At 72.6% G+C, this 26,146-nt stretch carries 22 protein-coding genes; 11 read left to right on the top strand and 11 right to left on the bottom strand.

What is annotated here, in order from left to right; genetic code table 11:
- Positions 1 to 171: 171 nt before the first annotated feature.
- The gene (locus ACPXB1_RS27965) at positions 172 to 342 is read right to left on the bottom strand and encodes a hypothetical protein (RefSeq protein ID WP_425736009.1); all 171 of its coding nucleotides are present in this window, start codon (positions 340 to 342) and stop codon (positions 172 to 174) included.
- 314 nt (positions 343 to 656) lie between these two features.
- On the opposite strand from ACPXB1_RS27965, the gene ACPXB1_RS27960 reads away from it, so the two are divergent.
- Both ACPXB1_RS27960 and ACPXB1_RS27955 read left to right on the top strand, forming a co-directional pair.
- Entirely contained in the window at positions 657 to 1,994 is a 1,338-nt protein-coding gene (locus ACPXB1_RS27960; protein WP_355597724.1) for an MFS transporter, read from the top strand.
- 154 nt (positions 1,995 to 2,148) lie between these two features.
- Positions 2,149 to 3,555, top strand: coding sequence for an FAD-dependent oxidoreductase (locus tag ACPXB1_RS27955; RefSeq protein WP_355597722.1), 1,407 nt, complete (start codon positions 2,149 to 2,151; stop codon positions 3,553 to 3,555).
- Positions 3,556 to 3,603: 48 nt separating this feature from the next.
- Here ACPXB1_RS27955 and ACPXB1_RS27950 read toward each other — a convergent pair whose 3' ends face one another.
- Positions 3,604 to 4,422 (bottom strand): NAD(P)-binding domain-containing protein, encoded by an 819-nt coding sequence (locus ACPXB1_RS27950; RefSeq protein ID WP_355597720.1) that lies wholly within the window; start codon positions 4,420 to 4,422, stop codon positions 3,604 to 3,606.
- Positions 4,423 to 4,689: 267 nt separating this feature from the next.
- Between ACPXB1_RS27950 and ACPXB1_RS27945 the strand changes: the two genes are divergently transcribed.
- The 8 genes from ACPXB1_RS27945 to ACPXB1_RS27910 all read left to right on the top strand — a co-directional run bounded on the left by ACPXB1_RS27945 (position 4,690) and on the right by ACPXB1_RS27910 (position 17,017).
- Positions 4,690 to 6,342 (top strand): hypothetical protein, encoded by a 1,653-nt coding sequence (locus tag ACPXB1_RS27945; RefSeq protein ID WP_355597718.1) that lies wholly within the window; start codon positions 4,690 to 4,692, stop codon positions 6,340 to 6,342.
- A gap of 71 nt (positions 6,343 to 6,413) precedes the next feature.
- A complete protein-coding gene (locus tag ACPXB1_RS27940) occupies positions 6,414 to 7,442 on the top strand; it encodes a WxL protein peptidoglycan domain-containing protein (RefSeq protein ID WP_355597716.1) in 1,029 nt (342 codons plus the stop codon).
- Complete coding sequence (locus tag ACPXB1_RS27935) at positions 7,439 to 8,632, top strand: hypothetical protein (protein ID WP_355597714.1); 1,194 nt, start codon at positions 7,439 to 7,441, stop codon at positions 8,630 to 8,632. Before ACPXB1_RS27940 ends, ACPXB1_RS27935 begins: the two co-directional genes overlap by 4 nt.
- The gene (locus ACPXB1_RS27930) at positions 8,629 to 9,987 is read left to right on the top strand and encodes an ABC transporter substrate-binding protein (RefSeq protein WP_355597712.1); all 1,359 of its coding nucleotides are present in this window, start codon (positions 8,629 to 8,631) and stop codon (positions 9,985 to 9,987) included. Before ACPXB1_RS27935 ends, ACPXB1_RS27930 begins: the two co-directional genes overlap by 4 nt.
- A complete protein-coding gene (locus ACPXB1_RS27925; protein WP_425736008.1) occupies positions 9,974 to 12,064 on the top strand; it encodes an ABC transporter ATP-binding protein in 2,091 nt (696 codons plus the stop codon). Before ACPXB1_RS27930 ends, ACPXB1_RS27925 begins: the two co-directional genes overlap by 14 nt.
- Positions 12,061 to 14,871, top strand: a complete 2,811-nt coding sequence (locus ACPXB1_RS27920) for an ABC transporter permease subunit (protein ID WP_355597708.1) — start codon at positions 12,061 to 12,063, stop codon at positions 14,869 to 14,871. The genes ACPXB1_RS27925 and ACPXB1_RS27920 overlap by 4 nt, the downstream gene beginning before the upstream one ends.
- Before the next feature lie 65 nt (positions 14,872 to 14,936).
- Positions 14,937 to 15,641: a neocarzinostatin apoprotein domain-containing protein gene (locus ACPXB1_RS27915; RefSeq protein WP_425736006.1), complete on the top strand. Its 705-nt coding sequence runs from the start codon at positions 14,937 to 14,939 to the stop codon at positions 15,639 to 15,641.
- Complete coding sequence (locus tag ACPXB1_RS27910; protein ID WP_355597704.1) at positions 15,638 to 17,017, top strand: hypothetical protein; 1,380 nt, start codon at positions 15,638 to 15,640, stop codon at positions 17,015 to 17,017. Before ACPXB1_RS27915 ends, ACPXB1_RS27910 begins: the two co-directional genes overlap by 4 nt.
- 71 nt (positions 17,018 to 17,088) lie before the next feature.
- Here the strand turns inward: ACPXB1_RS27910 and ACPXB1_RS27905 are convergent, their stop codons facing one another.
- From ACPXB1_RS27905 to ACPXB1_RS27865, 9 genes are read right to left on the bottom strand one after another with little or no spacing between them, the layout of a single operon-like run.
- Positions 17,089 to 17,832 (bottom strand): maleate cis-trans isomerase family protein, encoded by a 744-nt coding sequence (locus ACPXB1_RS27905; protein WP_355597702.1) that lies wholly within the window; start codon positions 17,830 to 17,832, stop codon positions 17,089 to 17,091.
- On the bottom strand, positions 17,829 to 18,512 hold the full coding sequence (locus tag ACPXB1_RS27900; protein WP_355597700.1) for a hypothetical protein: 684 nt from the start codon (positions 18,510 to 18,512) through the stop codon (positions 17,829 to 17,831). The genes ACPXB1_RS27905 and ACPXB1_RS27900 overlap by 4 nt, the downstream gene beginning before the upstream one ends.
- Positions 18,509 to 19,357, bottom strand: coding sequence for an SDR family NAD(P)-dependent oxidoreductase (locus ACPXB1_RS27895; RefSeq protein WP_355597698.1), 849 nt, complete (start codon positions 19,355 to 19,357; stop codon positions 18,509 to 18,511). Before ACPXB1_RS27895 ends, ACPXB1_RS27900 begins: the two co-directional genes overlap by 4 nt.
- Positions 19,354 to 20,340: a hypothetical protein gene (locus ACPXB1_RS27890; RefSeq protein WP_355597696.1), complete on the bottom strand. Its 987-nt coding sequence runs from the start codon at positions 20,338 to 20,340 to the stop codon at positions 19,354 to 19,356. The genes ACPXB1_RS27895 and ACPXB1_RS27890 overlap by 4 nt, the downstream gene beginning before the upstream one ends.
- Entirely contained in the window at positions 20,333 to 21,055 is a 723-nt protein-coding gene (locus ACPXB1_RS27885) for a hypothetical protein (RefSeq protein WP_355597694.1), read from the bottom strand. The genes ACPXB1_RS27890 and ACPXB1_RS27885 overlap by 8 nt, the downstream gene beginning before the upstream one ends.
- Positions 21,052 to 22,323 carry an aromatic ring-hydroxylating dioxygenase subunit alpha gene (locus ACPXB1_RS27880; protein ID WP_355597692.1) on the bottom strand — a complete coding sequence of 424 codons (1,272 nt, stop codon included), beginning with the start codon at positions 22,321 to 22,323 and terminating at the stop codon, positions 21,052 to 21,054. The genes ACPXB1_RS27885 and ACPXB1_RS27880 overlap by 4 nt, the downstream gene beginning before the upstream one ends.
- Positions 22,324 to 22,329: 6 nt before the next feature.
- Entirely contained in the window at positions 22,330 to 23,319 is a 990-nt protein-coding gene (locus ACPXB1_RS27875; RefSeq protein WP_355597690.1) for an alpha/beta hydrolase family protein, read from the bottom strand.
- Positions 23,316 to 24,122, bottom strand: a complete 807-nt coding sequence (locus ACPXB1_RS27870; RefSeq protein ID WP_355597688.1) for an oxidoreductase — start codon at positions 24,120 to 24,122, stop codon at positions 23,316 to 23,318. The genes ACPXB1_RS27875 and ACPXB1_RS27870 overlap by 4 nt, the downstream gene beginning before the upstream one ends.
- A gap of 3 nt (positions 24,123 to 24,125) precedes the next feature.
- Entirely contained in the window at positions 24,126 to 25,766 is a 1,641-nt protein-coding gene (locus tag ACPXB1_RS27865; RefSeq protein WP_425736005.1) for a nitrilase-related carbon-nitrogen hydrolase, read from the bottom strand.
- A 79-nt stretch (positions 25,767 to 25,845) separates the two neighbouring features.
- Between ACPXB1_RS27865 and ACPXB1_RS27860 the strand changes: the two genes are divergently transcribed.
- Entirely contained in the window at positions 25,846 to 26,121 is a 276-nt protein-coding gene (locus ACPXB1_RS27860) for a Dabb family protein (RefSeq protein ID WP_355597684.1), read from the top strand.
- Positions 26,122 to 26,146: the final 25 nt, after the last annotated feature.

Here is a 26,146-nt window from a genome sequence, read left to right as displayed (position 1 = left end):
CGTCCTTCACTTCCACCATCACGTGTCCTCCATACGTCTTCGGGCTCGATCTGAGTCTGGAGCTTTGCGTCCCCCGGTCTCAGGCAGTGCATCGATTCGTCGATGCCCGCAGTGCGCCGGGGTGCGGGCCGACCGGATGTCGACCCCCAACCGAGTGGGTTGATGCGCCGTCTACTTTAGATCTCCTTGGAGACCACCCACTTGTCGCGGGCGTTCCAACCGGTACAGGATCAGCTTGTCCGCGACGGCGACGAACTCTGGCGTGGCGTACTTCGGGGACAGGACGATGGTGTTGGTGCCCGGCACGTATTCGCTGCCGACGGGCGTGTGGAGAAGACTCACCGTCAGTGGCATGCCGTATCTGGTATCGAAGGCTCTCACCACGTCGGCGACCACCTGCTCGGCCGCGAGCTAGTGCGCCAGACGCGCGGACAGTGTCTGATCCGGGAGCGGGACTGGTAGTTGCGCTCGTGCAGGGTCAGTGGCGGCGTCCCCGGGCGGGCGGATCGGCTCGTCGGGATGGACGGGCACCGTGCGCCGGACCGGGACCGGGCGGCGAGAAATGCGCCGCACCGACGCCATCACGTCCGGGCCCTGACCCGCTAGTGTGTGGAAACAGCGTTTCCATCCATGCCACCACGGGGCAGGGGGCCAGCGTGCATCGCAGCCAGGAAGACACCGCCGCCGCGCCGGAGGCCGGCGAGCAGACCACCACGTTCGGGCCACTCCAGCTCTCACCGGGCACTACCCGGACCAACATCAGCGGGTACTACTGGCTGGCGCTGACGTCGATCATGACGTTCACGTTCATCCCGGCCGCGCAGACGGCACTACTCACCTCCGTCCTGGGTGTGCCCAAGGGGGAGCAGGGTTCGATCGTGGGCACCGCTGGGCTGATCAGCGAAATCGTCCTGATCGCGGCGGTCGGCCTGGCCGGTGCCTGGTCCGACCGCCTCGGACGGCGCCCGATCGTGGTCGGCGGCTACATCCTGCTCGGCCTCGGCGTCGGCATGGCACCGTTCCTCGGCTCGGTCCTGCCCTACTACCTGGCCCGGGGCGTCGCGGCCGTCGGCGTGGCGATGGTCACCGTGATGCTCACGGCCGTGGTCGCCGACTATGTCCGGGACAGCACCCGCGGCAGAGCCAACGGCATTCTCGGTTTCTGCAACGGTCTCGGCGCGCTCGTCACGTTCTTCGTGCTGATCAAACTGCCCGACATCTTCGAGGGCATCGGGATGGACGCGATCGCCGCGCTGCGGGCGACCTACCTCATCGTCGGCGGGCTGGCCCTGCTCACCGCGATCCTGATGCGGCTCACCCTCCGGGGCGGGCTGGCGACAACGCACTCCGAGCACATCCCGATCCCCAGGCTGCTGCGCGAGGGCGTAGCCGAAATCCGGCGCCCCGGCGTCTCCTTCGCCTACCTCAGCGCCTTCGTCGCCCGAGCTGACCTGGCGCTCGTCGGCGCCTACCTCACCCTCTGGGCACAGCAGTACGGCACCCAGCACCTCGGGCTCAGCGAGGCCGAGGCGCTGGCCAAGGCAGGTCTGTTGCTGGGAGTGGCCAACGGCATTGCGCTGATCGGGGCACCGGCCATCGGCATCATCGCCGACCGGCTGTCCCGCACCGACGCGGTGCTGATCTCCCTGGGGACCGCCGCCCTCGGCTACACCGCCACGATCTTCGTCGGGGACCCGTTCAGCCCGCTCGGCTACGCCGTCGCCGCGCTGATCGGGCTCGGCCAGGTCAGCGCCGTCATCTCCAGTCAGGTGCTGATCGCCGAACAGGCTCCCAGCCGTACCCGGGGCTCGGTCATCGGAACGTTCGCGCTCAGCGGTGGCATCGGCATCATGATCGCGTTCGCCGCCGGTGGCACCCTGTACGACAACTGGCGCCCCGCCGGCCCGTTCGTCCTGTTCGGCATCCTGGCCGGGCTGGCCTGCCTGTACGGCCTGGCCGTCCGATCGAGGATCCCCAACCACCCGGTGGACTGAAAACTGCTCGATGTCAGCGCTACGGCACCTCGGGATTGTGCACAAGTAGCCCACGATCACTGCCGAACGGCTCGCCCAGGACGTTTGACGGCGTCCGAACTTATGGAAACACTGTCACTTCCAGGGAAACACAACGGGAGTGCCGGAGGTGGGTGTGCCAACCACGATCGTTGTGGGCGCCGGGCCGGGTGGCCTGGCCTGTGCCATCGCCGCCGCCGACGCGGGCGGCACCGTGCTGCTGTTGGAGAAGGCGCCGGACGTTGGGGGCGCCCTGCCGTACTCGGGCGGGCACCTGTCCGCCGGCGGCTTCTCGCTGCAGCATGAGCGGGGCATCAGCGACGACCCCGAGCGGCACTTCGACGACGTCTGGCGGATCAGCCGGGGCGCCGCGCGGGCCGACCTGACCCGGCTGACGCTGCGCGAACAGCCGGCGGTGCTGGAGTGGCTGCTCGCCGCCGGGCTCACCGTCGATCCGGGTACGCCCCGCATCGTGTACGGGCACGAGCCATACCGCACGCCGCGGACCGTCCACGCCACCACCGTCCCCGGCGGTCCGGCCATTCTGGCCGTGCTGCGCCCGATGCTCGACGCGCATCGGGCCGCCGGCCGCATCGATCTGCGCTGCGAGGTGCGCGTCACCGAACTGCTGACCGAGGGCGGCGCGGTGGTCGGGGTGGCCACCGCCGACGGCGCGCGGTGGCGGGCACCCGCCGTCGTGCTCGCCACCGGCGGATTCGGGTACGCGCCGGAGCTGTTCGCCGAGCTGGAGGGCGCGCCGCTGACCACCTCGGCGGCACCCACCTCGACCGGCGACGGCCTGCTCATGGGCCGGTCGGTCGGCGCCGGCCTGCAGGGCCTGGGCCGCTACATCCCCACCTTCGGCGGGCTGCCCCCGGTCGACGGCGACCTTCGGGTCGACTGGGCGCACCGGCCGCACCTGGTGGCGCCGGAGCGGCCGCCCTGGGAGATCTACGTCGACCGCGCCGGAAGTCGCTGGATCGCCGAGGATGAGCCCAGCATCGACCACAAGGAGCGGGTGCTGACCACTGTCGACCGGATGACCTTCTGGACGGTCTTCGACGCCCAGGCCCTACGCGAGTCGTACCCGATGGTGCACGGCTGGAGCGCGGCCGAGCTGGACGCCCAGTGCGGCCGGCGCCGCGGCGTGCACCGGGCGTCCGGGCTGGCGGAGCTCGCCGGGGTGGCCGGCATCGACCCGGCGGGGCTGTCGGCCACGGTGGCCCGCTACAACGGGTTCGTCGCCGACGGCCGGGATGTCGACTTTGGCCGAACGTACCTGCCGGCGCCGATCGTCGAGCCGCCGTTCTACGCGCTGGAGAACCATCCGGTCACCCTGATCACGTTCGCCGGCCTGGACGTGGACGAGCTGCTGCGGGTCCGCCGTGCGGACGGCACGACGATCCCCGGTCTGTACGCCGTCGGTGAGGTGATCGGCTCCGCCGCTGTCAATGGCAACGCGTTCTGCTCCGGCATGTGCCTGACGCCGGCCATGGCCTTCGGTCGGCTGGTCGGGCGTCGGCTCGCGGGGACCGCCGGCTGAGCCGGTATCGGCCGGACAGTCCAGAGCGGACAGAGGTTCCGGGCCGAGTCAGTGCGCGAAGGCGAAGCCCTCCGCGCGTAGCTTGCCGGAGCTGATCGGCACGAACGGGGTCCTGATCTCACCCCGGTAGGTCAGCGCGGGCCAGCCCCCGGCGGCGCAGAGTTCGTCGAGGACGGCCTGGTTGGTCTGCGGCACGACCGCGTCCGGTACCGCGTTGAACACGCCCGTGAGGTCGCGGGTCACCACGAAGTCGAGCGCGGCGGCGGCGTCGCGGTAGTCGATGCGGTAGTGCAAGGCCTCGGCCGAGAACGGCACGCTGCCGCCGAGCATCTCGTGGGCCAGCTTCACCCGGGTCGGATAGTCGAGGTCGCGCGGATGCCCGTACACGTCGGGGATCCGCAGCGCGGCGCCGCGCGGGGCGGCCAGCACGGCTGCCTCGGCGGCGACGAAGTTGCGGGGGGAAGCGTCCGGGTCGTCGGTGACCGGGGTGGCCTCGTCGACCAGCGCGCCATGGCCGGCACCGTAGACCGACACCGAACTGGTGAAGACCACCCGGGGATGCACGGCGGCGGCGGTGCGCGCGGACGCGGTGAGCGTGTCGGCGTACTCGGCGACGCGCTGGTCGGCGTCGAAGGCTCGGGCGATGCGCGGGCTCACGGTGAGCACGACCGCGTCGGCGTCCCGGGTGACCCGCTCGACGGCCGGACGGTCGCTGCCACGGAGGATCGCCACCTCGGTGCAGACGGGGGCCAGCTCGGGCACCCGTTCAGAGGAGGTGGTGGTGCCGATCACCTGGTGGCCGGCCGAGACCCAACGACGGGCCAGCTCCATGCCGACGTTGCCGCACCCGATGATCACGTAACGCACCTGGACCTCCTCATGGAAACACCGTTTCCACACTCTGCCCCATCTCGGGGCCCCTGCCAAGGCCGTGCCGAGGAACCCGCCGCCGGCGCTGCGGTGGTCCGCCCGAGTCGATCACATTGGCCGGCGTCAAATCGCCTGTCGGGCTATTGACAGGAGGGCTGGCTGGCTGCCTTTATGAACCTATCCAATTTTGGAAACTGCTGTTTCCGCTAGCGAAACAGCAGCAAGGGGTGCACCGTTCCCCACAGGAAGGAGAGCGGGACCGCAATGGGATTGCTCAGAACTACGGCAACAGCGGTGGGCGTGGCGGCGTTGGTCGCCGCCGCGACCGCGGTCTGCGTGTCCCCCGCGCAGGCGTACGGCCCCACCCCGGGCAACCTGGGATGCCGGCTGTACTTCAACGACGCCGGTACCGGCAGCTCGCCGACGAACTGGGCCGACTCGTTCGGGCTCACTCAGACGCCGGCGACGCCGAGCCCGGGTCAGACCGTGACGGTGACCTTCACCGCGGCGACCGGTCCGAACAACGGCCCGGTCGCGATCAACCCCGGTGATGTGCCGATCGTCGTGGAGGCGGCGCTGGGTGGCTCGCAGAGCGGCCCGGTCACCCTCCAGCAGACCAACTACCCCGCCGGTCCGATCCCCGGCAACACCCCCACCGGCCCGATCACCGCCACCGGCACCTATGTGGCCGGAGCGACTGGAGCCGCGACGCTCACCGTCAACCGGGTGATCCTCAACAACCCGATCGCCAAGACGTACTGCTCCGCCGCGGGCGACCGGGACCACAAGGCAGCACCGGTCCCGACACCCATCGTGGAGAGCTTCACCGTCTTCGGCGGCACGGTCTCGGTCACCTCGGTGACCGGCCAGACCGTGACCGGGGCTGCCCGGGCCGGCAACGTCATCAACTACGCGGTGACCGGTCTCGCGCCGTCCACCGCCCTGACCGCAACACTGCGCGCGGCCGACGGCACCGGAACGGCCGAAGGCGCCGGCACGGGCACGACCGACGCCGCCGGCGCCGGCACCGGCACGCTCACGGTGCCCAGCGGCGCCACCACGGGAGCACGTACCGTGGCGGTCTCGGACGGTACCAACACGGTCTCCGTCCCGATCACGATCCTCGGCTCGCCGAGCATCGCGATCACCCCCAGCGGTGGCGGCTCCGGCACCGTGGTGACGGTCACCGGCACCAACTGGAACCCGGGCGGCACCGTCACGATCGGCGGCTACAAGGCGCTCACCGGCGCCCCGCCGCCGCCCGCGACGAGCGACCCGGCAACGACGGCCACGGCCGGCGCCACCGGTGGGATCAACGCCACCTTCACCGTCACGGACAGCACCACCGCGTACATCGGCGCGCAGTCCGGCGCCCTGTTCGCAATCTCCGCCTGGACCGGGTCGGCTGACTCGTGCACCGCCAAGACCGGCTCGGCCACGACCGGCAACTGCACCCTGTCGTACAACCTGTCGGAGACCGTGACCGCCGGAAACCTGTCGATGGCTCGCGCCCCCGGCACCGGCAACATCCCGCTCTCCGGCGTCACCGTCGGCGGCAGCGTACAGACGGCGACGGGCAACCTGTCGACCGTCACGGTGACCGACCACCGGGGCAGCACCTTCGGGTGGAGCCTCGTCGGCACGGTCACCGACTTCACCGGCACCCCGGGCGGAACCATCGCCAAGAGCAACCTGTCCTGGACACCGGCCTGCGTCGGCACCGCCGGCGCGACAAACGCGGTCACTGCGGTGGCCGGCACCCCGGGCACGGTCGACGCGGCGACGCTCTGCTCCGCACCGACCAGCGCCACCGGTACGGGCGGCAGCTTCGACGCCTCAGCCGGGCTGACCCTCTCCGTGCCGGCGAACCAACTCGCCGGCACCTACGCCGCGACCCTCACCCTCACCCTGAGCTGAGGACGCCTCGAGGTGGGGGCGGTCGGCCGAGCCGGCCGCCCCCACACCAACCAGTCGAAGGGTGGAACCGCGTGCGTCACCCCCTCTGGCCACGCCGCCTCCGCACCGGCGCGGCAGCCCTCGCCGCCGCTGCCGCCGCCGTCGCGCTGACCGTCGTCCCGATCGGGCCGGCCGTCGCGGCGGACAACGGCGAGTGGGCCGTCGTGCCCACCCCGCCGGCCAACGCCGGGCCCACCCCCCGGCTCTACTTCTTCCTCGAGTCACCCGCCGGCCGGACCCTCACCGACTCGGTGCGAGTGATCAACCGCACCGACACCGAGCGCACCTTCACCGTGTACGGCGCGGACGCCTACAACACCGCGCGCGACGGCGGGTTCGCGCTGCGCCAGCTCACCGAGAAGCAGTCGGACATCGGGGTGTGGACGGTGGTCGGCGCCGGCACCGTGGTGCTCCCGCCCAAGGCGCAGGCCGACATCCCGTTCACCATCACGATCCCGACGAACGCCAGCCCCGGCGACCACATCGGCGGCATCGTCGCGATGGAGTCCGTCCCGGGCGGTCGGAGCGAGCACAACGGCGTCGCCGTCGCGGTGCAGCGGGCCGTCGGCGCCCGCATCTACCTGCGGATCGCCGGGCCGGAGATGCCCGGCCTCAACCTCGCCGACCTGGATCTGGACCACCCGACGCCCTGGCTGCCCACACCGGTCGACGGTGCCCTGGAATACACCTTGGCCAACACCGGCAACCTGCGCCTCGCCCCCACCATCACGGTCACCGCCTCCGGCATGTTCGGACACCGGATCCACCAGCGTGGCGCCACCCCACAGCTCGACCTGGTTCCGGGCGCCGAGTCGCGGATGCGTACCCGGTTCACCGGGCTGTGGCCGGTCGACCTCGTCACCGCCACCGTGACGGCGAAGGCCGACGGCGGCGTGCTCACGGTGCGGACCACCCGTACCGTCGTCGTCTCCTGGACCGGCGTCGCCGCACTCGCCGCGCTGATCGCCGCCGCAGTCGTGGCCTGGCGCAGGCACCGCCGCGCCCAGGTGGCCCGCCCCCGGGGCGTGCGACGCGTCCGCGCGCATGCGGAGGTCGGATGACGAGGATCGGACGTACCCTGACCGCCGTCGTCTGCGGGCTGGTCATCGGGCTGGCACTGCCCACCGGGCCGGCGTGGGCAGCCGAGGGACTCACCCTTGCCGCCCCGGCGGCGGCACCGGGCGACCGGCTCGGGGTGAACGGCACGGGCTGGCCCGGCGGCGCACTGGTGCAGCTCGTTACCTGCGGGCAACTCGCCATCGGCGGTTCGGCCTCCTGCGACACACGGGCCGCCCTGGCCGTTCCGGTGCGCCCGGACGGCACCTTCGCGGTGCAACTCGTGCTCGGCACCCCGCCGGTGCCCTGCCCGTGCGTCGTGCACGCCACGCTGGTCGGCGGCACCGGGCGCGGCCAGGTCGACGCGCCGCTGGAACTCACGGGGCACACCATGGGGGAGACCCCCACCGTCTCGGCCGCCCCGGTCCGCCTCGACCTGGTCGAGGCGAAGATCGCCGGCCGACCGGGCTGGCGAAGTCTGTTCGGCGCCGCCGCGACCCGGACCCTCGTCTACACCGTGCGCAACCCCGGGCCGCACCCGCTGCCCAACCCGCCCCTCAACGTCCGGATCGGCCGCGACGGCGGCGGCGACAGGATCAGCACACCCGGTGCCGGCGGCGTCCAACCGGGCGAGACACGCACCTACCGGGTGCCCGTCACCACCCCGTTCGCCGCGTTCGGCCGGTACACCGTGCAGGCCGACCTGGGCGGGTTCGGCCCGGCCGAGGTGACGCTCCGGACGTACCCGTGGGCCCTGTTCCTGGTGCACCTGCTCGGCGGGGCGCTGATCGTCGTGGGCATCACCCGGCGCATCGCCAACCGCCGCCACCGCCCGCCGCTGCCCGCGATGGCCGCCGCCCCGGCCGGCACGCTGCTGCCGTCCGTCGTGCGGGTCAGCTCGCTCGGGGCGTACCTCGTCTTCGACGACGCTCCCGGCGCCGGCCGGCTACGTCGACGGGCCAACGCCCACCTGAGCGTCGCCGCGCTGCGGGACCTGCTCGGCGATGCCGGACTGCCGAACGGATCCGGCACCGAGGCCGCCGGCACCGCGGTCATCGACCTCACCGCCCTCGACGCGGTACTCGCCGCCCGCCCAGGCGCGGCCACGCCGGCCGGAGCACGCGCCGGCAACCAGAGCGCCGCCGCCGTGATCGATCTGGCCGCGCTCGACACCTACCTCGGGAGCCCTCGATGAGCCGCGATCCTGGCACCCACACCACCGGCTGGGACCGGGCCCTGACGGTACGGGCGGCCATCGCCACCGTCGCCGCGCTGCTCGCCTTCGTCGGCTGCGGCGCGGTGCTGCCCGGCGCGGGCGGCGCGGACGGCACCGGCGTCGGGCCCGGCGTCACCGCCGACACGGTCACCGTCGTCTTCGTCGGCACCGACCTCACCAAGACGGCGAACCTGACCGGGTTCAACACCGCCTCGGCCGGCGACCCGGTGCGCCAGATGCGGGCGCTGGAGAGCCACGTCAACGCCAACGGCGGCATCGCCGGCCGACGGATGCGGGCGGTCTTCCGCAACTTCGAGGCGAGCGACGACTCACCGGCCACCGAGGAGAAGCTCTGCAACCAGATCACCCAGGACGACCGGGCGTTCGCGGTCGTGCTCACCGGTCAGTTGCAGGCCAACGCCCGCCCCTGCTACGCCCAGCGGCGCACCCTGGTGCTGGACGCCACCCTGATCACCATCGACCAGGCGACGAACCAGCGGCTCGCTCCGTACCTGTTCACCCCGGCCTACCCCCTGTACGACGACTTCGTGCGCGCGTACCTGCCGGCGCTGGCCGCGCAGGGCTTCTTCGACGGGGCCCGGCAGGCGGGCATCGTCGCGGTCGACGCACCGGCCAACCGCGCGATGTACGAGCAGCACGTGGTGCCGTACCTGAAGCAGCGGGAAATCACCCCGACCGTGGCCTGGATCGACTCCACCGACCTGGGCACCCTCAACACCGGGCTCAACCAGGCCGCCGTCGACCTGCGGGCCAAGCGCGTCGAGCGGGTCTTCTTCCTCGGCGGGACCCGGCTGGCCTCCTTCTTCCTCACCTCCGCCTCCGCGCAGGGCTTCACCGCCCGGTACGGCATCTCCAGCTACGACAATCCCAGCTTCCTGATCGGCAACCCGGACATCATTCCGCGCGAGGCTCTGACCGGGGCGGTGGGCATCGGCTTCAACCCCAGCCAGGACGTCGCCGACCGGGAGTACGCCTTCCCCGCCACCGACGCCGAACGCACCTGCCTGGGCATCTTCGCCGCGGGGGGTGAGTCGTTCGGCACCCGCGAGAACGCACGCGTGGCCTTCCCGTACTGCGACGCGATCCTGCTGTTGCAGGCCGGCGCGAAGAACCTCGGCGCGGACCTCAACGCGCATCGGTGGCTGACGGCCGTGGGCAGGCTCGACACGCCGTTCCAGCCGGCGACGGGATTCTCCGGGCGGCTCGGCCCGGGCCGGTTCGCCGCCTCGAACGGCTACCGGGCGTTCGGCTACGACAGTGGCTGCGCCTGCTTCACCTACCGCGGGGAGGACGTGTCCTTTGCGACCCGATGACAACACCCGCCCCAGCGTCGGGCCGGAGAACGCCCACGATGCTGCGGGAACATGGCGTTCCCGCAGCGCGGGCTGGGGCGCGGGTACGGCCGGCGGGCTCCTGACCGGGGTGCCGTTGTTCGGCGCCGCGGGGCTCGCCCGGGGGCTCGGTGTCGACCTGACCAGCGTGCTGGCCGCGGTGATCGCCGCCGCGGTGGTCGGCGCGGCCGCGACCGTCGCGGTCGTGCAGCGGGTGCCGCACCGCCACTCGGTACGCGCCGCGCTGCTCGCCGGTGTCGGGCTGGGCGCAGCGCTGCTGCTGGTGGTCAACGTCGCCGCACCGATGCCGGGACTGTTCGCGCTCACCGCGCTGGGGCTGCCCTGGGCCGTCCTGGTGGTGGCTGGCCGCGCGGTCGCCGCCGCGACGGCGACCCTGCGGTACTGGCACGTGGGGCTGCTGAACGGGCTCGGCCTGGCCGCGTTGCTCGCTGGCGGTACCGGCGGTGGCGCCGGTTACCACTGGGCGGCGGCCGGCGTCCTCGCGGCGCTCGGCGCGCTGGCCGGGGTGACCGCCGCGGAACTGCCGGGCGACGTCGGCTGGCCACCGGCGCTGCGCCCCCTGTTCGACAACGCCACCCGCCCACCCACCGCGCGTGTCGCCGTGCTGGCCCAGTCCGGCCTCGGCCTGGTCGTGCCCGGCGCGCTGATCTTCGCCGCAGACGTGCTGCGCGCCGAGTTCGGCCTCGGTCCACGCGGCGCCGTCGGTGTGGTCGGCGACGCGCTGCTCGCCGGGGCCGCGCTCGCGGTGCTGCTGCGCGGCGAGCGGGCGCGGCGCCTTGCCGTCGCCGCCGCCCCGGCCGGGCTGCTCGTCGCCGCCGGCGCACTGCTCGTCGGGCCCGCCCCCGGCGCGGGCGGTGTCGTGCTGTTCGCGTCGGGCCTGGCCGTCACCGTCGGTGCGCTGGTCGCGCTCGCCGTCTCGGGCGAGCGCGTCGCCGCCGAGGTGCTCCATCCGGACGCCCGCCCCGCGTTCGCGGCGGCGGCGTCGGTGCTGTCCCTGGCCGGTGGCCTGGGCGGCGCCGGCCTGCTCGCCCTGCTCAATGCCCGGTACGGCGCCGGTCCGGCGTTGGCGGTGGTCGCGGCGGCGGTGCTGGTCGGCGCCGGCTACGCCCGGCGGCTCCGGCGCACCGCCGCGGCCGACGCCGAGCGGCTGGCCCGGGTGCTCGCCGACGAGGCGGAGGTCGCCCGGCTACGGCACAGCGGCGCGCGTCCGGCCGCTCTCTCCTGCTCCGGGATCGACGCGGCGTACGGTCCGGTCCAGGTGCTCTACGACGTGGCCGTACGCGTCGACGACGGCGAGATGGTGGCGATCTGCGGCCCGAACGGGGTCGGCAAGACCACTTTGCTGCGGGTGCTCTCCGGGCTGCACCGCCCCGCCACCGGGGCGGTCCGGCTCGGCGGGGTCGACGTGACCGCGCTGACCGCGCCCCGCCGAATCGAGCTCGGGCTGTCCACAGTGGTCGGGCAGTCGGTGTTCGGCTCGCTCACCGTCACCGAGAACCTGCGCATGCACGGCTATGCGCTGGGTCGGCGCGCCGACGCGGTGCACCGGGGGATCGACGGGGCGTTCGCCGTCTTCCCCCGCCTCTATGAGCGGCGCGACCAGGTCGCCGCCACCCTGTCGGGCGGCGAGCGGCAGTTGCTCGTGCTCGCCAAGACGCTGATCCAGCGCCCTCGGATGCTGCTGGTCGACGAGCTGTCGCTCGGCCTGGCCCCGGTCGTGGTCGGCGGCCTGCTGGAGATGCTGCGCCGGCTCAACGCGCTGGGCACCTCGCTGCTGGTGGTGGAGCAGTCGGTAAACGTCGCGCTGTCGCTGGCCGACCGGATCTATTTCATGGAGAAGGGTGCAATGGTCGCCGAGCACACCGCGGGCGAACTGGCCGGTCGGCCGGACCTGGTCCGGGCCCTGATGCTCGGCGGCCACGCGCCGGCTGAGGATGCCGAGGCCGCGCTCGGGGCACCGGACACCGAGCCCGCGCTCCAGGCGCAGGCCGCGCCCGCGTCGGAGGCCACCCCGGTGGACGGGGCGGTGATCCGATGATCGGCGGTTTCGACTTCGGCCCGGACCGCATCGTGCTGGGCCTGTTCACCGGCCTCACGTACGGGCTGCTGGCGGTCGGGCTGGTGCTGGTCTACCGGTCCAGCCGGTTCGTCAACTTCGCACACGGCGCGGTCGGGGTGTTCGGCGCCGCCGTGCTCGGCCGGCTGGTCGGTGACGGGGTGCTGCCGTACTGGCTGGCCCTGCCGGTCGGTATGCTCGCCGCCGCCGCGGTCTCCGGCGCGATCGAGCTGAGCGTGGTCCGCCGACTGCGGCACCGGCCCCGGGTGATCGGCATGATCGCCACCCTCGGGCTGTCCCAGTTCGTGCTCGTGCTCGCCCTGCTGGTGAACAGCTCGGGGGCCAGCGGCCCGGCGTTCCCGGCGCCGCCCGGCATGCCGTCGTTCACCATCGGCAATACCCCGGTCGGCCCGGCGTTCACCGCGATGCTGCTGCTCACTCCCGTGCTGCTGGTCGGGCTCGCCATGTTCCTCAAGCGCAGCCGGTTCGGGCTGGCGATCCGGGCCGCCGCCGATGCCCCCGACGCGGCCACCCTCAACGGCGTCACCGCGGCCCGGATGGCGACCCTGGCCTGGTCGATCGCCGGTGCTGTGGCCGCCTTCTCGGCGATCCTCATGGCGCCGACCCAGGGCACCCAGTCGATTGAGTCGCTCGGCCCGGCCCTGCTGGTGCGGGGCCTCGCCGGCGCGGTGATCGCCCGGTTCTCCTCCGTCCCGATCGCGTTCGGCGCCTCGCTGGGCATCGGGGTGGGGGAGCAGATCCTGCTGTCCGGCCAGTCCAGCGGCGGCCTCGTCGAGCTGGCCCTGGTCGCGGTCATCCTGGTCGCGCTGCTGGCCCAGCCGGTCCGCGCGCGCCGCGACGGCGAGGACGGCGGCTGGGGCCGGATCGGCGCGCCGCCGCTGCCCGCCGCGTACCAGCGGGTCTGGCTGCTGCGCAACCTGGGCCGGGTCGTCGCCGGGGTGGGCTTCACCGTCGCCGCCGTGCTGGCCTTCGTGATCAGCAATGAGACCGCCTCGGTGCTCATCGCGATCATCGGCTTCACCCTGGTCGGCCTGTCGATCGGGCTGGTTACCGGCGTGGCCGGCGAGCTGTCCCTGGGCCAATTCGCGTTCGCCGGCATCGGCGCCGCGGTGTCGGTGCAGGTTTCCGTGCGGACCGGCAACCTGTTCCTGGGGATCCTCGCCGGCTGCGCGGCGGCGGCGCTGGCCGCAGTCGCGGTCGGCGTGCCGGCGCTGCGCCTGCGCGGGCTCGCCCTCGCCGTCACCACGCTCGCCTTCGCGCTGGCCACCAGCACGTTCCTGCTGCGGCAGGGTTGGCTGCTGGGCGATGGCGCGCAGGTGCCCAAGCCACGCATCCTCGGTCACACCTTCGACCTGGCCACCGACTACTACCTGTTCGCGCTGGTGGCGCTGCTGCTCGGACTGTGGGTCACCGCCAACCTGCGCGCCGGTGCCTTCGGGCGGATCCTGGTGGCGCTGCGCGACAACGCCGACGCCGCCCGCGCGTTCACCGTCGCGGTGCCGGTGCGGGTCCTGCAGGCGTACGCGGTCGCGGGCGCGCTCGCCGGTCTCGGCGGGGCGGTGATCGGCCACGGGCAGACCCAGCTCACCGTGAACACGTTCCCAGCCTCGGCCAGCATCGACGTCGTCGCCACCGTAGTGGTCGGCGGGATCACGCTGCTGGGCGGCCCGCTGCTCGGGGCGTTCCTGATCGTCGGCGTACCCGGATTCCTGGAACTGGACATCATCGGTCAGGCCGCGCTGACCCTGGTCTGGCTGGTCGTGGTGATCGCACTGCCGGCCGGGCTCGGCGGGCCGGTGCTGTGGCTGCGTGACCGTATCGCCCGGCTGATCGCCCGCGGCCGCGACGCACCGGTACCGTCCGCCACCGATGAGATGGCCGGGCCGGCGCAGGCCCCCAGCTCTGGTGGCGCGATCACGCTGCCGCCGCGCACCGTCCCGCTGCGACCGGCGGCGACCGGCGAGCCGCTGCTCTCGGTGCGGGAGGTGGCCCGCTCCTTCGGCGGCGTGCGGGCCGTTGCCGGCGCCAGCCTCGACGTCACCGCCGGCGAGGTGGTCGGCATCATCGGCCCGAACGGTGCCGGCAAGACCACGCTGTTCGAAATCATCGCAGGCTTCACCCGCCCGGACCGGGGCGCGGTCCTGTTCGCCGGCCGCCCGGTCACCGGGCTGTCGCCGCAGCGACGGGCCGGTCTCGGGCTGGTGCGCTCGTTCCAGGACGCACGGCTCTTCGCCACCATGACGGTGCTGGAGACCGTCATGGTGGCCGGTGAACGCACCGCGCCGACGAGCCTCTTCGCCGCGGCTCTCGGTGCAGGCGGCCCGGACCGGGCCAAGCGCCGCCGGGCCGAGGAACTCGTCACGCTGATGGGCCTGGCCCCGCTCGCCGATCGGTTGGTCGGGGAACTGTCCACCGGTACCCGTCGGATCGTCGAGATCACCTGCCTGCTGGCGCTGGAGCCGGCGCTGCTGCTGCTCGACGAGCCCTCGTCGGGGGTGTCCCAGACCGACGGCGTCGCGCTGGGCGAGGTGCTGCGCCGGATCCACGACGAGCTCGGCGTCACCATGGTCATCATCGAGCACGACCTGCCGCTGCTCGCCCGGCTCGCCGACCGGCTGGTCGCGATGGACGGCGGCCGGGTCATCGCCGACGGCACCCCGCAGGAGGTCCGCACCCACCCCGACGTGGTCCGCTCCTACCTCGGTACCGACCACGCCGCCGTCAACCGCTCCGGCGCGCCCGCCCAGCGTGCGGCGGTGCCGTCGTGAGCGCTGTCCGCGTCGTCCCGGCCCGTGCCCATGCCGGCCCGCGCCGAACCTGTCAGGAGATCGCCGTGCGAACCTTCCGCCGCCGGGCGCTCGCGCTCGCCGCCCTGCTCGCCACCAGCAGCGGCCTCGCCGTCGTGGGGGCACCCCCGGCCGCGTTCGCCGCGCCGACCCTTACCGTCAGCGTGACCACCGGGCTGTCGGACAAGCAGCAGGTCGTCGTCAACGGTTCGGGCTTCACCCCGGACCTGAAGCAGATCGCCGTCGGTCAGTGCGTGGCCGGATTCAAGGGCCCGACCGACTGCAACCTCGCCGGCGGCGCCGCGTTTGTCAACGCCGACGGCAGCGGGAAGCTGCCCACTGTCACCCTGAGGCTGGCCCAGAAGTTCGGCGCGTTCGACTGCACCAAGCGGGAGTGCGTGGTCGCGGCGCAGATCCTGCCCACGAGCGGAAACGCCGACCAGGTCGAGGCCAACAAGGTCTCCGTGGCGTTGACGTTCGGCAAGAAGCCTGCGCAGCAGCCCGCACCGGCAACCCCATCCGCGACCCCCGTCGCGCCCTCAGCGCCGGCGGCCACACCGGAAGCGACCACGGCACCCTCGACCGGGCCGGCGGGCGCCGCCGGCACGTCGACCCCAACGCTGGTCAACGCCAACCCGGTTAGCGCCGGCCCGGACCGGTACGCGGTCACCGTGCTGGTCAGCTCCGGCCTGCTGTTGCTCTGCATCGGCCTGCTCGTGCTGATGCCCTACCGGAACCGGAGGACCCAATGACCCGACGTCGTCAACCCGTCCGGGTGGCAGCGCTCGCGCTCGTCCTGGCGCCGCTGCTGCTGCTACTCGCGATCCCGGCGGCGGCCCCCGCCCGGGCGACGCTGCCGGCCGCGGCGGTCGGCCCCACGGCCGGGACGCTGGGCTGCCGGCTCTACTTCAACGACGCCGGCACCGGCAGCTCACCGACGGTCTGGCAGGACACCTTCACCCTGACCCAGTCACCGGCCGCACCGAAGGTCGGCGACACGGTGACCGTCACGCTCACGGCGAAGACCGGCCCCGACAACGGGCCGGTGGGGCTGAACGCCGGTGACGTGCCGGTGAACGTCACGCTGGTCCTGGGTGGCTCCCTCTCCGGCAGCACGACGCTGCGGATGTCCTCGTACCCGGCCGGGGCCGTCGCCCCGGAAGCGCCGCTCGGCCCGATCACCGCTACCGGCACCTACTTCGCCGCCGCCGCCGGAGCGGCGACGCTCACCGTCGGGCGGGTCACGTTCACCAACGCCTCGGCGACGACGCACTGCTCGGCGGCCGGCGACCGCGACCACAAGGCGGCACCGGCGCCGACCTCCATCGTGGAGAGCTTCACCGTCGGCGGTACCGGCACCGCGACCCCACCGCCGAGTCCGTCCACCTCCGCGTCGCCGTCACCGTCGCTGCCGCCGCCCACGACGAACGCCCCGGCGCCCACGACGAACGCCCCGGCGCCGACCGCGACCGACGAGGTCGACACGCCCGCCCAGCCGTTCGGCCCGAAGAGCGTGAAGCTGAACTGCAAGACGCTGAGCAGCCTCTCGTCGTGGACCGCCACGCACACGCTGAGCATGTCGCCCAGCAACCCTGGGCGGGGCGCCAAGGTGACGGTGAGCCTGAAGTTCTCGGCCGGCCCGAAGAGCGGACCGGTGCCGGTCGGTGCCGGCGATCTGGTGCCCAAGGCGACCGTCAAGGTCGGCGGGGTGGGCAGCGGTACGGTCAACCTGCAAGGCTCGGCGTACGGCGCGATCGACGCCAACGCCATCCTGCCTGGCGCGACGCTGACCGGGACCTACACCACCTCCCAGGCGGGGCTGGTGTCGCTGACGGTCACCAACATCGTCTTCGACCACCCGCAGGTCGACACCGAGTGCAACGCGGGCGCCGACCCGGTCACCGGGCCGAAGGACACGTCGATCGTCGCCAAGTTCACGGTGAAGGCGCGGGCCGCGACCGACGACGAGGGCGATGGCGGTGGAAATGGCGATGGCGGAGGGTCGCTGCCGACCACGGGCGAGGGGGGCGTGACGGCGCTGCTGCTGCTCTGGTCGAGCGCGGTGCTCATGCTCGGTGTCGGCCTGGTCGTGGTGCTGCCGAGGCATCGCCGCACCCTGCGGAGCTGAGCCAGCAAACGGCGCGGGCCGGGAAACATCCCCGGCCCGCGCCGTTGCCCATATCGCCGACCGCGCCGGTGTCAGTACTCGCGCAGCAGGGAACCGGCGCCGTACACCTTGTCGGTGATCCCGTTCTCGCGCAGCGCCATCCACCAGGTCGCCGCGTTGATGGCGATCACCGGCTTACCGAGCCAGCGTTCGGCCTCGTCGGCCAGCCCGACCATCGACAGGTTGGTGCCGCACTGGACCAGGGCGTCCACGTCCGGGCCGTCCACGGCCAGCAGCGCCCGGCGCAACTCGTCCTCGGTGACGTGGGCGATGGAGACCGCAGTCGGGCACTTGAGCCCCTCGATCGCGGCCACCTCGAAACCGATTTCGGAGAAGAACTGCACGACGTTCGTGTCGCCGATCGGTTGGTACGGCGTCACCACGCCGATACGGCGCGCGCCGTAGAGGCGCAGTGCCCGCTCACACGCCTCCGCGCCGGTCGCCACCTCCAGCCCGGTGATCGCCTTGATCTGGGCGACGAACTGCCGGTTGCCCTCGACGCCGCCCCAGAACGTCTCGGCGGACATGCCCATCACCATGTAGTCGGGCTCGCAGGTCAGCACCCGCTCGCAGGCCCCGCCGATCTCGTCGCGGATCTGGGTCAGGAGGTTCTCGAAGTTGCCGTCGCTGGAGAGGTCCTGGTCGCGGATGTGGATCCGGGAGAAGTGCGCGGTCACACCGGGCACGGTCATCCGGTAGAAGTCCGGCTCCACGATGGTGTTTGTCGACGGGGCGATGACGCCGAACTTGCGGCGCCAGCCAAGCGCGTCGGTCATGAGCGGACGACTCCTTCCTGGGCGGGGGTCGGGTGGGACGTGGTCGAGGCCCGGTGGTGCGCGCGCACGGTCAGCCACGCCGCGGCCAGCATCGCCGCCTGGCCGAGGGTGTTGGTGCCCTGCTCCACCCACTGCATGGCCAGGGTTTCGTGATCGGGATGGTTGCGCAGCGGCACCAGCAGCAACACGCAGGCCAGCCCGGCGACGTAGAGCGTCACCGCGGCCCAGGCACGCCGCCGGCCGGCGATGATCGCGGCCAGGACGCTGATGGTGGTCACGCCCGTGGTCGCGAGGGCGAAGATGGGGGCGAAGATGACGTACGCGGCGGCCACGCCGGCGGTCACGGCCAGCACGGCGGCGAACGGCCACCACGGCAGGCTGCGCCCGCGCAATGCGCTCGCCAGGCCCCAGATCAGCCCGACCGCGCCGACCGCCATCAGCGGGAACAGCGCCGCCTCCAGCCAGGGCAGGTCGATCGAGAACCCGGCCAGCAGCAGCTTCCAGGTCGACTTGGCCAGGCCGCCGAGGCCGATCAGGACGGCGCTGACGTGGGCGACCGGGCCCACCCGCGGCACGACCCGAGCGGAGAGCCCGGCGAGGATCCAGAACCCGACCAGCGCCAGACCGGTCGGCACGAAGTCCTCCAGCGCGAGGACGACGGTGTAGTCGCTGCCGTTCACGACAGGTGCTCGCGCCGGGTCACGGCGGGGCCGCCGACGGAGTCGCCGAAGAGGTCGCGCTTGCGGAAGCCGGCGACGGCGAACCGAGCGGCGGCCTTGCGGCTGGTCAGCCAGGCGGCCCGGCTGCCGTTGCGGCCCCCGGCGAGGACCCGGTCGGCCAGCCACGGGGTGACCGTCTCGACCCGGTCACCGAGGATGTTGAAGATCTTCTTGGCCTTCGCCAGTTCGTCCGGCGGGTAGTCGTGGGTGAGCAGGTCGGTCACGACGATGCCGGGGGAGAGGTGGTGCACGGTGACCCTGTCGCCGACCCCGGCTGCGGCGAGCTCCTTGGCCAGCCCGTCGGTCAGGTAGGTGACCGCGCGCTTCGATGCCCCGTACCCGGTCAGCCCCGGCCGGGCCTGGCCGTTGGAGCCGAAGCCCTCCATGTTCCACAGCGCGCCGCGGCCCTGCTCGATCATCGCGGCGAGCACCACCGCGCTGGCCCGGGCCACCCCGCCGAGGTTCGCCGCGAGCACCCCGTCCAGCTCCGCCGGTGCCAGCTCCCACACCGGGCGGCGGGCATGGTTCGTGCCCGCGTTGTTGATCCAGATGTCGACGCCGCCGAACGCCTCGGCGGCGGCCGACCACAGTGCGGACACGTCGGCGCGGTCGGTGACGTCCGCGCGCACCCCGATCACCTCGGCGCCGGCCGGCACCGAGGCGTCGGAGCGCAGTGCGGCGAGGGCCGTGTCCACTGACTCCGCGCTGCGTCCGCAGAACGCGACCCGGGCACCGCGGGCCAGCAGCGCGCGTACCAGGCCGGCACCGATCCCGCGGGTGCCGCCGGTCACCACCACCGCGGTCATCTGGCCGGCTCCCAGGTGAGCAGGCCGTGCAGGACGCTGTCCAGCACGTTGCCCCGGAACAGCTCGTACACCACGGCGAGGCGCCCCCCGGCGGACATGCCCGGCTCGGCGTCGATGGCGAACTCGCGTCCCTTGACCTTCCACACGTCGCCGCCATCGGCGTGGAAGTGCCAGGACGGGTAGCTGGCCCGGCCGAAGCCCTGGGCGTTGCCCCAGGCGTCGGGGCCCTCGAAGAAGAGCCGGTCGCCGTCGCGGCGCTGCTCGACCGTGTACCGCCGGTCCAGCCCGGCACCGGCCCAGCTCACCACCCGGCGGGTGCGGAGCAGGTCGATCGGCTCCAGGCCGAGCCGCACGGCGACCTCGCCGCGCAGCTTCTGGTCGGCGCCCCACAGCTCGCAGCTGCCGGTGAACGCGCCGGCCTGCTTGGTCGGCAGGATGTACGGCACCGGACCGCGCCGCTCCTCGGCGGACAGGAACCGCGCCACCCGCTCCCGGGTGTCCGGGTTGGTGTCGTGGTCGAAGCTGCGGGTGTAGACGCCGTTGAAGCAGCCCACGACCGCCCAGCCCTGGTAGAGCATCGACGAGTAGACCTGAGTCTCGCCGTCGGGCAGCACCTGGTTCCAGGTGTTCAGGTCGACCTGCCAGCCGGGGCCGTAGTAGTGCGAGTCCACGAAGGACCCGTACGGCTGGCCGGTGCCGAAGAAGTCGGGGCCGGTGTAGACCCGGTCGGCGTCGGAGTCGATGACGCCGAAGGCGAAGGGCGCGCCCAGGCGGTAGCGCCCAGCCAACTCGCCCCCGCCGACCAGCCCGCCGTCCATGTAGTACGTGGTGACGCCGTCGGCGTAGACCGACGAGCGGTGGATCTCCTCGTAGCCCTGCCAAACGCCGGTGGCGGTGAACAGCGACGGCCGACCGTGCCATTCGCCGGCGATCCGCTGCTGCCACTCGCTCGGTTCGGCGGCCGCCGGTGCGGGTTCACTCATTGCTGATCAGCTCCGCCCGGATCCGGTCGGTTGCCGGCTCGCCGATCAGCCGGGTGACCCGGGCCCAGACCGGGTCGACATCGGGGCTGAACAGGTTGACGCGCACGGCGGTGTCCCGGGCGGCCAGGTCGGTGTCGGCCAGGCCAGCCAGCACGTCGGCCGGCAGGCCGTCGGTCACCAGCGTCGACCAGTGCTCGGCGTACGCGGTGGCGGCGGCCCCGATCTTCCGGAACGCCTCCTCGGTGGCCCGGCCGACAAGCATCCACGGCGACATCAGCGCGTACTGGCGCGGCCCGATGTCGGCCCGGCTCAGCCCGTCCATCGCGCTGGCCTCGGTGAAGACCTCGGTGAGTGGCTGGTACGCCGCGTCCATGTAGGGCAGGTGGCTGCTCAGCTCGGCCCGGGGAATCAGGTCGAGGTGGTACGCGTAGTAGTCGCCGCCGTACACCGAATCCAGCGTGAAGTGCGGGACCGCGCTGTCGGCGGCGGTGAAGGCGAAGACCATGTGGCTGTCGAGGCGGATCATCGGGACGACCAGCCCGACGTAGACCACCTTGGCCACCGGCTGGCCCGGTGCGCCCTTCCAGACCCGCAGCGAACCCACCGGGTCGGGCGACATCGGGCTGCTCAGCGGCTCGTCGATGACCGTGGTGAGCGGATGCCGGGCGGTCAGATGGGCCACCGCGTTCTCGCAGAGTTCCAGCGGGAGGCTCATGCCTGCTCCTTCGTCGTCGCGCCGTTGGTCGGTTCGGGGCTCGCCTGCGCCTGCGCTCCTGCGGCGGCGTCGGCGCCCTCCTCCTCGGTGATGCGCTTGAGCCCGATCCGCTGCGCCTCCGCCACGGTCGGGTGGTCGCCCTTGGCCTTGTGCACCCAGGCACGGGCCAGCTCCGGGTTCTCCCGGCGGGCCGGCGAGGGGATGACGGTCGCCTCCCGGCGCGGCACGTCGCCCGTGATCCGGTCGGCGTCGGAGAGCATCCAGCCTCGTTCGGCCAGCTCCTGGCGGCGCCGCCGGTAGTGCACAGCGATGAGGTCGCTCTTGACGTGCAGTTCCGCACCGAGGTCGAACGGGAGCAGCTCGGGGCGGACGTTGTTCACCACCTCGGCGTCCTGGTAGAAAATCTTGAGGACGCGCTGCACGGCGTTGCGGTTGGCCCACGCCCCGGTGAAGAAGGTGCGCAGCGCGACCCACTTGACCAGCGTGGTCGTCTCGTCCACCGGGATGTTGGTGTCGTAGATGATCAGCTCACCGATCGGCAGCCGGACGTGCAGCTTGATCATGTTGGGCAGCATCCAACCGGCCGAGGTGACCACCGGCGGGCGGTTGGCCAGGTCCGCGTTGTTGCGGTTGACCAGCGACCAGAGGCCCTTGGAGCGCGGCGGGTGCAGGCTGACCGTGGCGTACGCCGACCACTCGTCGGGCAATTCGAGCTCGTACTCGGGAACCTCGGGCTTCTGCGGGTTGCCGAATGCGCCGCCGTGCACGAAGGGCGCGTGCGCGATGTCGCAGCCGTTCTCCAGGATCCGCTCGTAGTTGGCCTTCCACAGGAACTCGCCGGTCACCGCGCGGAACTTGCCGCCGTTCTCCACCAGGTTGTCGAACTCCGGCCAGACCGGGATCGGCGGCCGCTCGGCCTCGGGCAGGTCGCCCATGAAGACCCAGACGAAGCCATAGCGCTCCTGCACGGGGTACGAGTCGACCCGGGCCTTGTTCGGGATGCCCCGGCCGGGCTGGTTCGCCGGGATCTTCGTGCACGCCCCACCCGGCTCGAACTCCCAGCCGTGATACGGGCAGACGATGTTCTCGCCGGCCGTCGAGCCGCCGGAGAGCGCCGCGCCCCGGTGCACGCACAGGTCGGACAGGGCCACCACGCGCCCGCGCGGGGTGCGGTAGAGGGCCAGGTACTGGCCGAGCACGGTGATCCGGGCCGGCTTGGTGGTGACCCGGTCGGAGAACTCGACCGCGTACCAGAAGTTCTTGAGCATGGTGGCTTACCTCCGACGGAACGAGGCGATCGAAGAGGTGGTGCCGAGCTGTGCCAGCAATCGGTCGAAGCCGTCGGCCGGTTCGCCGCGAAGGTGGACGGCGAGGAACCCGGACAGCAGGTCGACCAGGAGCGCGCGGGTGGCTTCTGGCTCGGCGGTCGCCTCCTCGTCGAGGAAGGCGCGCGCCGAGGTGGGATCGAGCGGGTGCACGATGCCGAAGTGGTTGGCGCCGGCCAGCCGCACCAGCAGGTTGGTGCCGCCGGCGTCGGGCAGCGCCTCGTCGAAGGTGCGGGTGATCGGGTCGGCGCGGGTGGCCGCGTCCTCGCCGTACCGGTCGGCGGAGCCGTTGATCACCCCGTCGTTGCTGCCGGCGAGCAGCATGACCGGGCAGTTCACCTGAGCCGGCAGCACGGTGCCGGCCGGCCAGCCGAGCATGGTCGCCACCATGGTGTGCGCCCCGTAGGTGGCCACCGCACGGACCTCGGGCAGGAACCGCGCCGACTGCAGCACCACCGTGCCGCCGGCCGAGTGGCCCACCAGCGCCACCCGGTCGAGATCGAGCAACCCGTCGAGCGGTCCGGTGAGCTGCGTCAGCGCGTCGAGCACCGGGCGCAGCGACGGGCTCGTCGGCCGGCTGCCGTAGCCGTCCGGCCGGGCCGCGTCCAGGTCGACGCCCGGCGTGATCCCGTGCAGGCCGGCGAAGAGCACCCCGACCCAGTCGTAGGTCACCGCGACGACGCCACGGGCGGCCAGCTCCACCGCCAGCCAGCGGTAGGTGTCCTGCCCGACGTTGACCCCGGAGACCAGCAGGACCACCGGGTACGGCGCCCCGGTCGGATCGGCTGCCAGCACCCCGCTGAGCCGCTCGGCGTCCGAGCCGGTGGGCCGCGCCGGGTAGTAGACCCGCAGGTGTGCGGTGTCGAACGGGGCTGGTGCACCGGGGACGCGTGCGGCCCACCAGAGCGACCGGACACCACTTCGCCGCGGATCGCTCATGCCGACGGCCGGGGGAGTTCGCGGTCGCCGCCCCAGAGCGCACGGACGAGACGGTTGGTGGTCTCCTCGCCGAAGTAGCGCACGCCCATCACGTTCGCCGGGTCGCGGTCGGTGATGTTGCGGCGGATCCGCAGGTCGGTCTCGGCGAGCGCGGCCCGCTCCTCGGCCGGCACGGGCTCGGCCTCGTCGACCCAGCGCAGCCAACGGTCGACGTGGGCGTGGGTCAGCTGGCTGACCTTCTCGATGTTCTCCGGGCTGCGGTCGAAGGAGTAGCAGTGCGCCGTCGGCGACAGGCTGGCCCGGATGAACCCGGCCCGGCTGACGAAGTAGTCGAACGCCGGGTCGTCGCGCAGCTGCAGCCACTCCTCGTTGACCGGCTCGTAGTACCGGTCGTAGTAGTCGCCGTCCTCGACCATGTTGACCCGGGGTACCGAGTCGACGTAGAACCAGCCACCGGGCCAGACCAGCAGGGCCAACCCCAGGTGCGGCACCCTGACCTGCGGGCCCAGCCAGCACGTGAGGTGCAGGTTGGCGAAGCTGGCCGCCGGGTTGCCCAGCCAGGAGTGCACGAGCCAGTCGACCTCGGGCCCGGTGTACGCGGCGAGCGAGCCGCCCGGCCCGTTCGGGTAGTCCCCGTAGTGCTCCAGCGGCTCGGTGGACGGGTCGCGGGTCAGCTCGAACCGTGCGTCGATCTTGGCCTTCAGCTCGTCCAGGAGCACCTGGTACTGGTGGAACGTCTCGTGGACGTCGACCGTGGGGGAGTCGTCGAGCATGTCCTCGACATGTTTCAAGGTGTCAGCCACGGGTCAGCGCCTTTCGGTGAGGGCTTGGACGAGCCGCCACGGGCGGCCGTCGACGAGGTCGGTGCGGCGGGAGACGAGCCGGTTCGCCGCCTGCACCGGGGCCACCACGGCATGCGCGACGGGCCGGTCGGCGGCGATGTCGGTGCGCAGCGGGCTGCTGATCCGGCCGGTGAACGGTCCGGACCAGGTGGTCCAGAGGGTGAAGTCGGCGCTGAGCGCGAAGACCGCGGCGCCTGTGCCGAGGGGCCCGGCGGCGATCACGTTGAGCCGGTTCTCGGCGGCCCGCTCCGGCAGGCCCAGCGCCAGCTCCCAGGGCTCGCGCGGAGTGAACGGCACGGCGACCACATCCGCGTCGGCGAGCGCGGCGAGCCGGAACATCTCCGGGAAGATCGCGTCGTCGCCCACCACGATCGCCAGCCGCCCCCAGGGCAGGTCGAAGGTGCGCAGCGCGTCGCCGGGCCGCTCGGCGTCGCGGGCCGCGCCGGCCCGATGCAGTTGTGGCTGCTCGCCGATCACGCCGGACGGGCCGATGAGTAGCCCGACCGGGCCGTCGGCGCCACGGGCGGTGGCGACGGCGTACGCGTCGGTGCCGCGCAGTGCCGGTGCCAGCGCCGCGGCCACGTCGGCCGGCCCGGCGTGCGCGCCGAGGGCGTTCTCGGCGAGCACGCCGAGCAGCGCGCCCTCGGCGACCGCCTTGCCGAGCAGGTCGGCCGCCTGGCCGGGGTCCCGCGGCCGGACCACGGCGACCGGCAGCCTCGACGCGCCGGGCGGCCGGCGGCGACCGGTCGGTGTGCCCCCGAGTGGGCCGTAGAGCTCCGGTCGGCGGGCCGTGCGGATGTCGGTGCCGTCCGGGCGGTGCTTGTCGTCGGCGCGTTCCGGAGCGATGTCGGCGATGACGACGGCCTCCCCGGTGCGCGGGCCCCTGGCCACCACCGTGCCGTCCGGTGCGACGATCTGCGACTCGCCGGCCCCGTGCAGCCACTGCTCCGGCACGCCGAGGCCGCGGCTCATGGCCGGCAGGTGCTCGGCGGGCAGCAGCGGGCCGACCTTGTTGGCGGCGATCACCCAGGCCCGGTTCTCCGCGGCCCGCACCGGGATGTGCAGCGCGGCCTCATCCGTGGCGAACGAGTTCAGGCTGTTCAGCAGCACCTGCGCGCCGCGCAGCACGAGCCCGCGGGTGACCTCGGGAATGACGCCCTCCATGCAGGCGTACATGCCGATCCGGCCGATCGGGGTGTCGAGCACCGGTCCGACCTCGGTCGCCGGGTCGAGGTGGTCGTTCTCGGCGCCCATCAGGACCTGCTTGTCGCAGCTGCCGAGCACCGCCCCGTCCGGTCCGAAGAGGAAGTTGGTGCCGCCGGTGCGCCCGTCGGGGTAGGCGTGCGTGACGTTGATTTTGATGTACATCCGGTGCTCGGCGGCGCTCGCCGAGATCGCGGTGAGGAACGTGTCGCCCGGCCGGGTGGCCAGGGCGTGTGCCTGGGCGCGGTCGGTGTACCAGGCCAGGTGGTTGCAGAACTCGGGCAGCACCACGAGCTGCGCGCCCTGTCCGGCGGCGTCGGCGACCAGGCGCAGGCAGGTGGCCAGGTTGGCATCGATGTCCTGGCCGGCCTCGAACTGTACGGCGGCAACCCTGATGGTCATGCCCGCTCCGGTTCCCCTAGCGAAACGCTGTTTCCAGAACATACACTCGGGCGACGCTGGGGAACAGGGGGACGAACAGGTGTTTACGCACGTGGTACTGATGAAGTTCGCCGATTCGGCCGATGCTGCCAAGGCGAAGTCGTTGCTGGAAGGTCTGGCCAACACAATTGATGAGATCGCGACGCTGACGGTCGCCCTGGACACGCTGCGGACCGCGGTCTCCTACGACCTGTGCATGATCAGCACACACACCGACGCGGACGCGTTGCGCGCCTACCAGGCCCACCCCGCCCACCTGGAGGTGGCGGGCTGGCTCAAGCCGCGCCTCGCGGCCCGCGTCGTCGTCGACTACTGAAAACAGGGCCCGCCCGACGCGGCCC

The sequence above is a fragment of the Micromonospora sp. DT68 genome (assembly GCF_049847245.1).
Taxonomy (GTDB): Bacteria; Actinomycetota; Actinomycetes; order Mycobacteriales; family Micromonosporaceae; genus Micromonospora; species Micromonospora profundi.
The sequence above is the reverse complement of the archived record's forward strand: the minus strand, read 5'-3'. Positions and strand labels throughout refer to the sequence as shown.

Bases quoted from the DNA above. Each gene is read 5' to 3' on its own strand.
- ACPXB1_RS27930 (WP_355597712.1), top strand. From the start codon at position 8,629: ATGAGCCGCGATCCTGGCACCCACACCACCGGCTGGGACCGGGCCCTG.
- ACPXB1_RS27905 (WP_355597702.1), bottom strand. From the start codon at position 17,832: ATGACCGACGCGCTTGGCTGGCGCCGCAAGTTCGGCGTCATCGCCCCG.
- ACPXB1_RS27945 (WP_355597718.1), top strand. From the start codon at position 4,690: ATGGGATTGCTCAGAACTACGGCAACAGCGGTGGGCGTGGCGGCGTTG.
- ACPXB1_RS27890 (WP_355597696.1), bottom strand. From the start codon at position 20,340: ATGAGTGAACCCGCACCGGCGGCCGCCGAACCGAGCGAGTGGCAGCAG.
- ACPXB1_RS27865 (WP_425736005.1), bottom strand. From the start codon at position 25,766: ATGACCATCAGGGTTGCCGCCGTACAGTTCGAGGCCGGCCAGGACATC.
- ACPXB1_RS27875 (WP_355597690.1), bottom strand. From the start codon at position 23,319: ATGAGCGATCCGCGGCGAAGTGGTGTCCGGTCGCTCTGGTGGGCCGCA.
- ACPXB1_RS27910 (WP_355597704.1), top strand. From the start codon at position 15,638: ATGACCCGACGTCGTCAACCCGTCCGGGTGGCAGCGCTCGCGCTCGTC.
- ACPXB1_RS27920 (WP_355597708.1), top strand. From the start codon at position 12,061: ATGATCGGCGGTTTCGACTTCGGCCCGGACCGCATCGTGCTGGGCCTG.
- ACPXB1_RS27895 (WP_355597698.1), bottom strand. From the start codon at position 19,357: ATGACCGCGGTGGTGGTGACCGGCGGCACCCGCGGGATCGGTGCCGGC.
- ACPXB1_RS27885 (WP_355597694.1), bottom strand. From the start codon at position 21,055: ATGAGCCTCCCGCTGGAACTCTGCGAGAACGCGGTGGCCCATCTGACC.
- ACPXB1_RS27880 (WP_355597692.1), bottom strand. From the start codon at position 22,323: ATGCTCAAGAACTTCTGGTACGCGGTCGAGTTCTCCGACCGGGTCACC.
- ACPXB1_RS27935 (WP_355597714.1), top strand. From the start codon at position 7,439: ATGACGAGGATCGGACGTACCCTGACCGCCGTCGTCTGCGGGCTGGTC.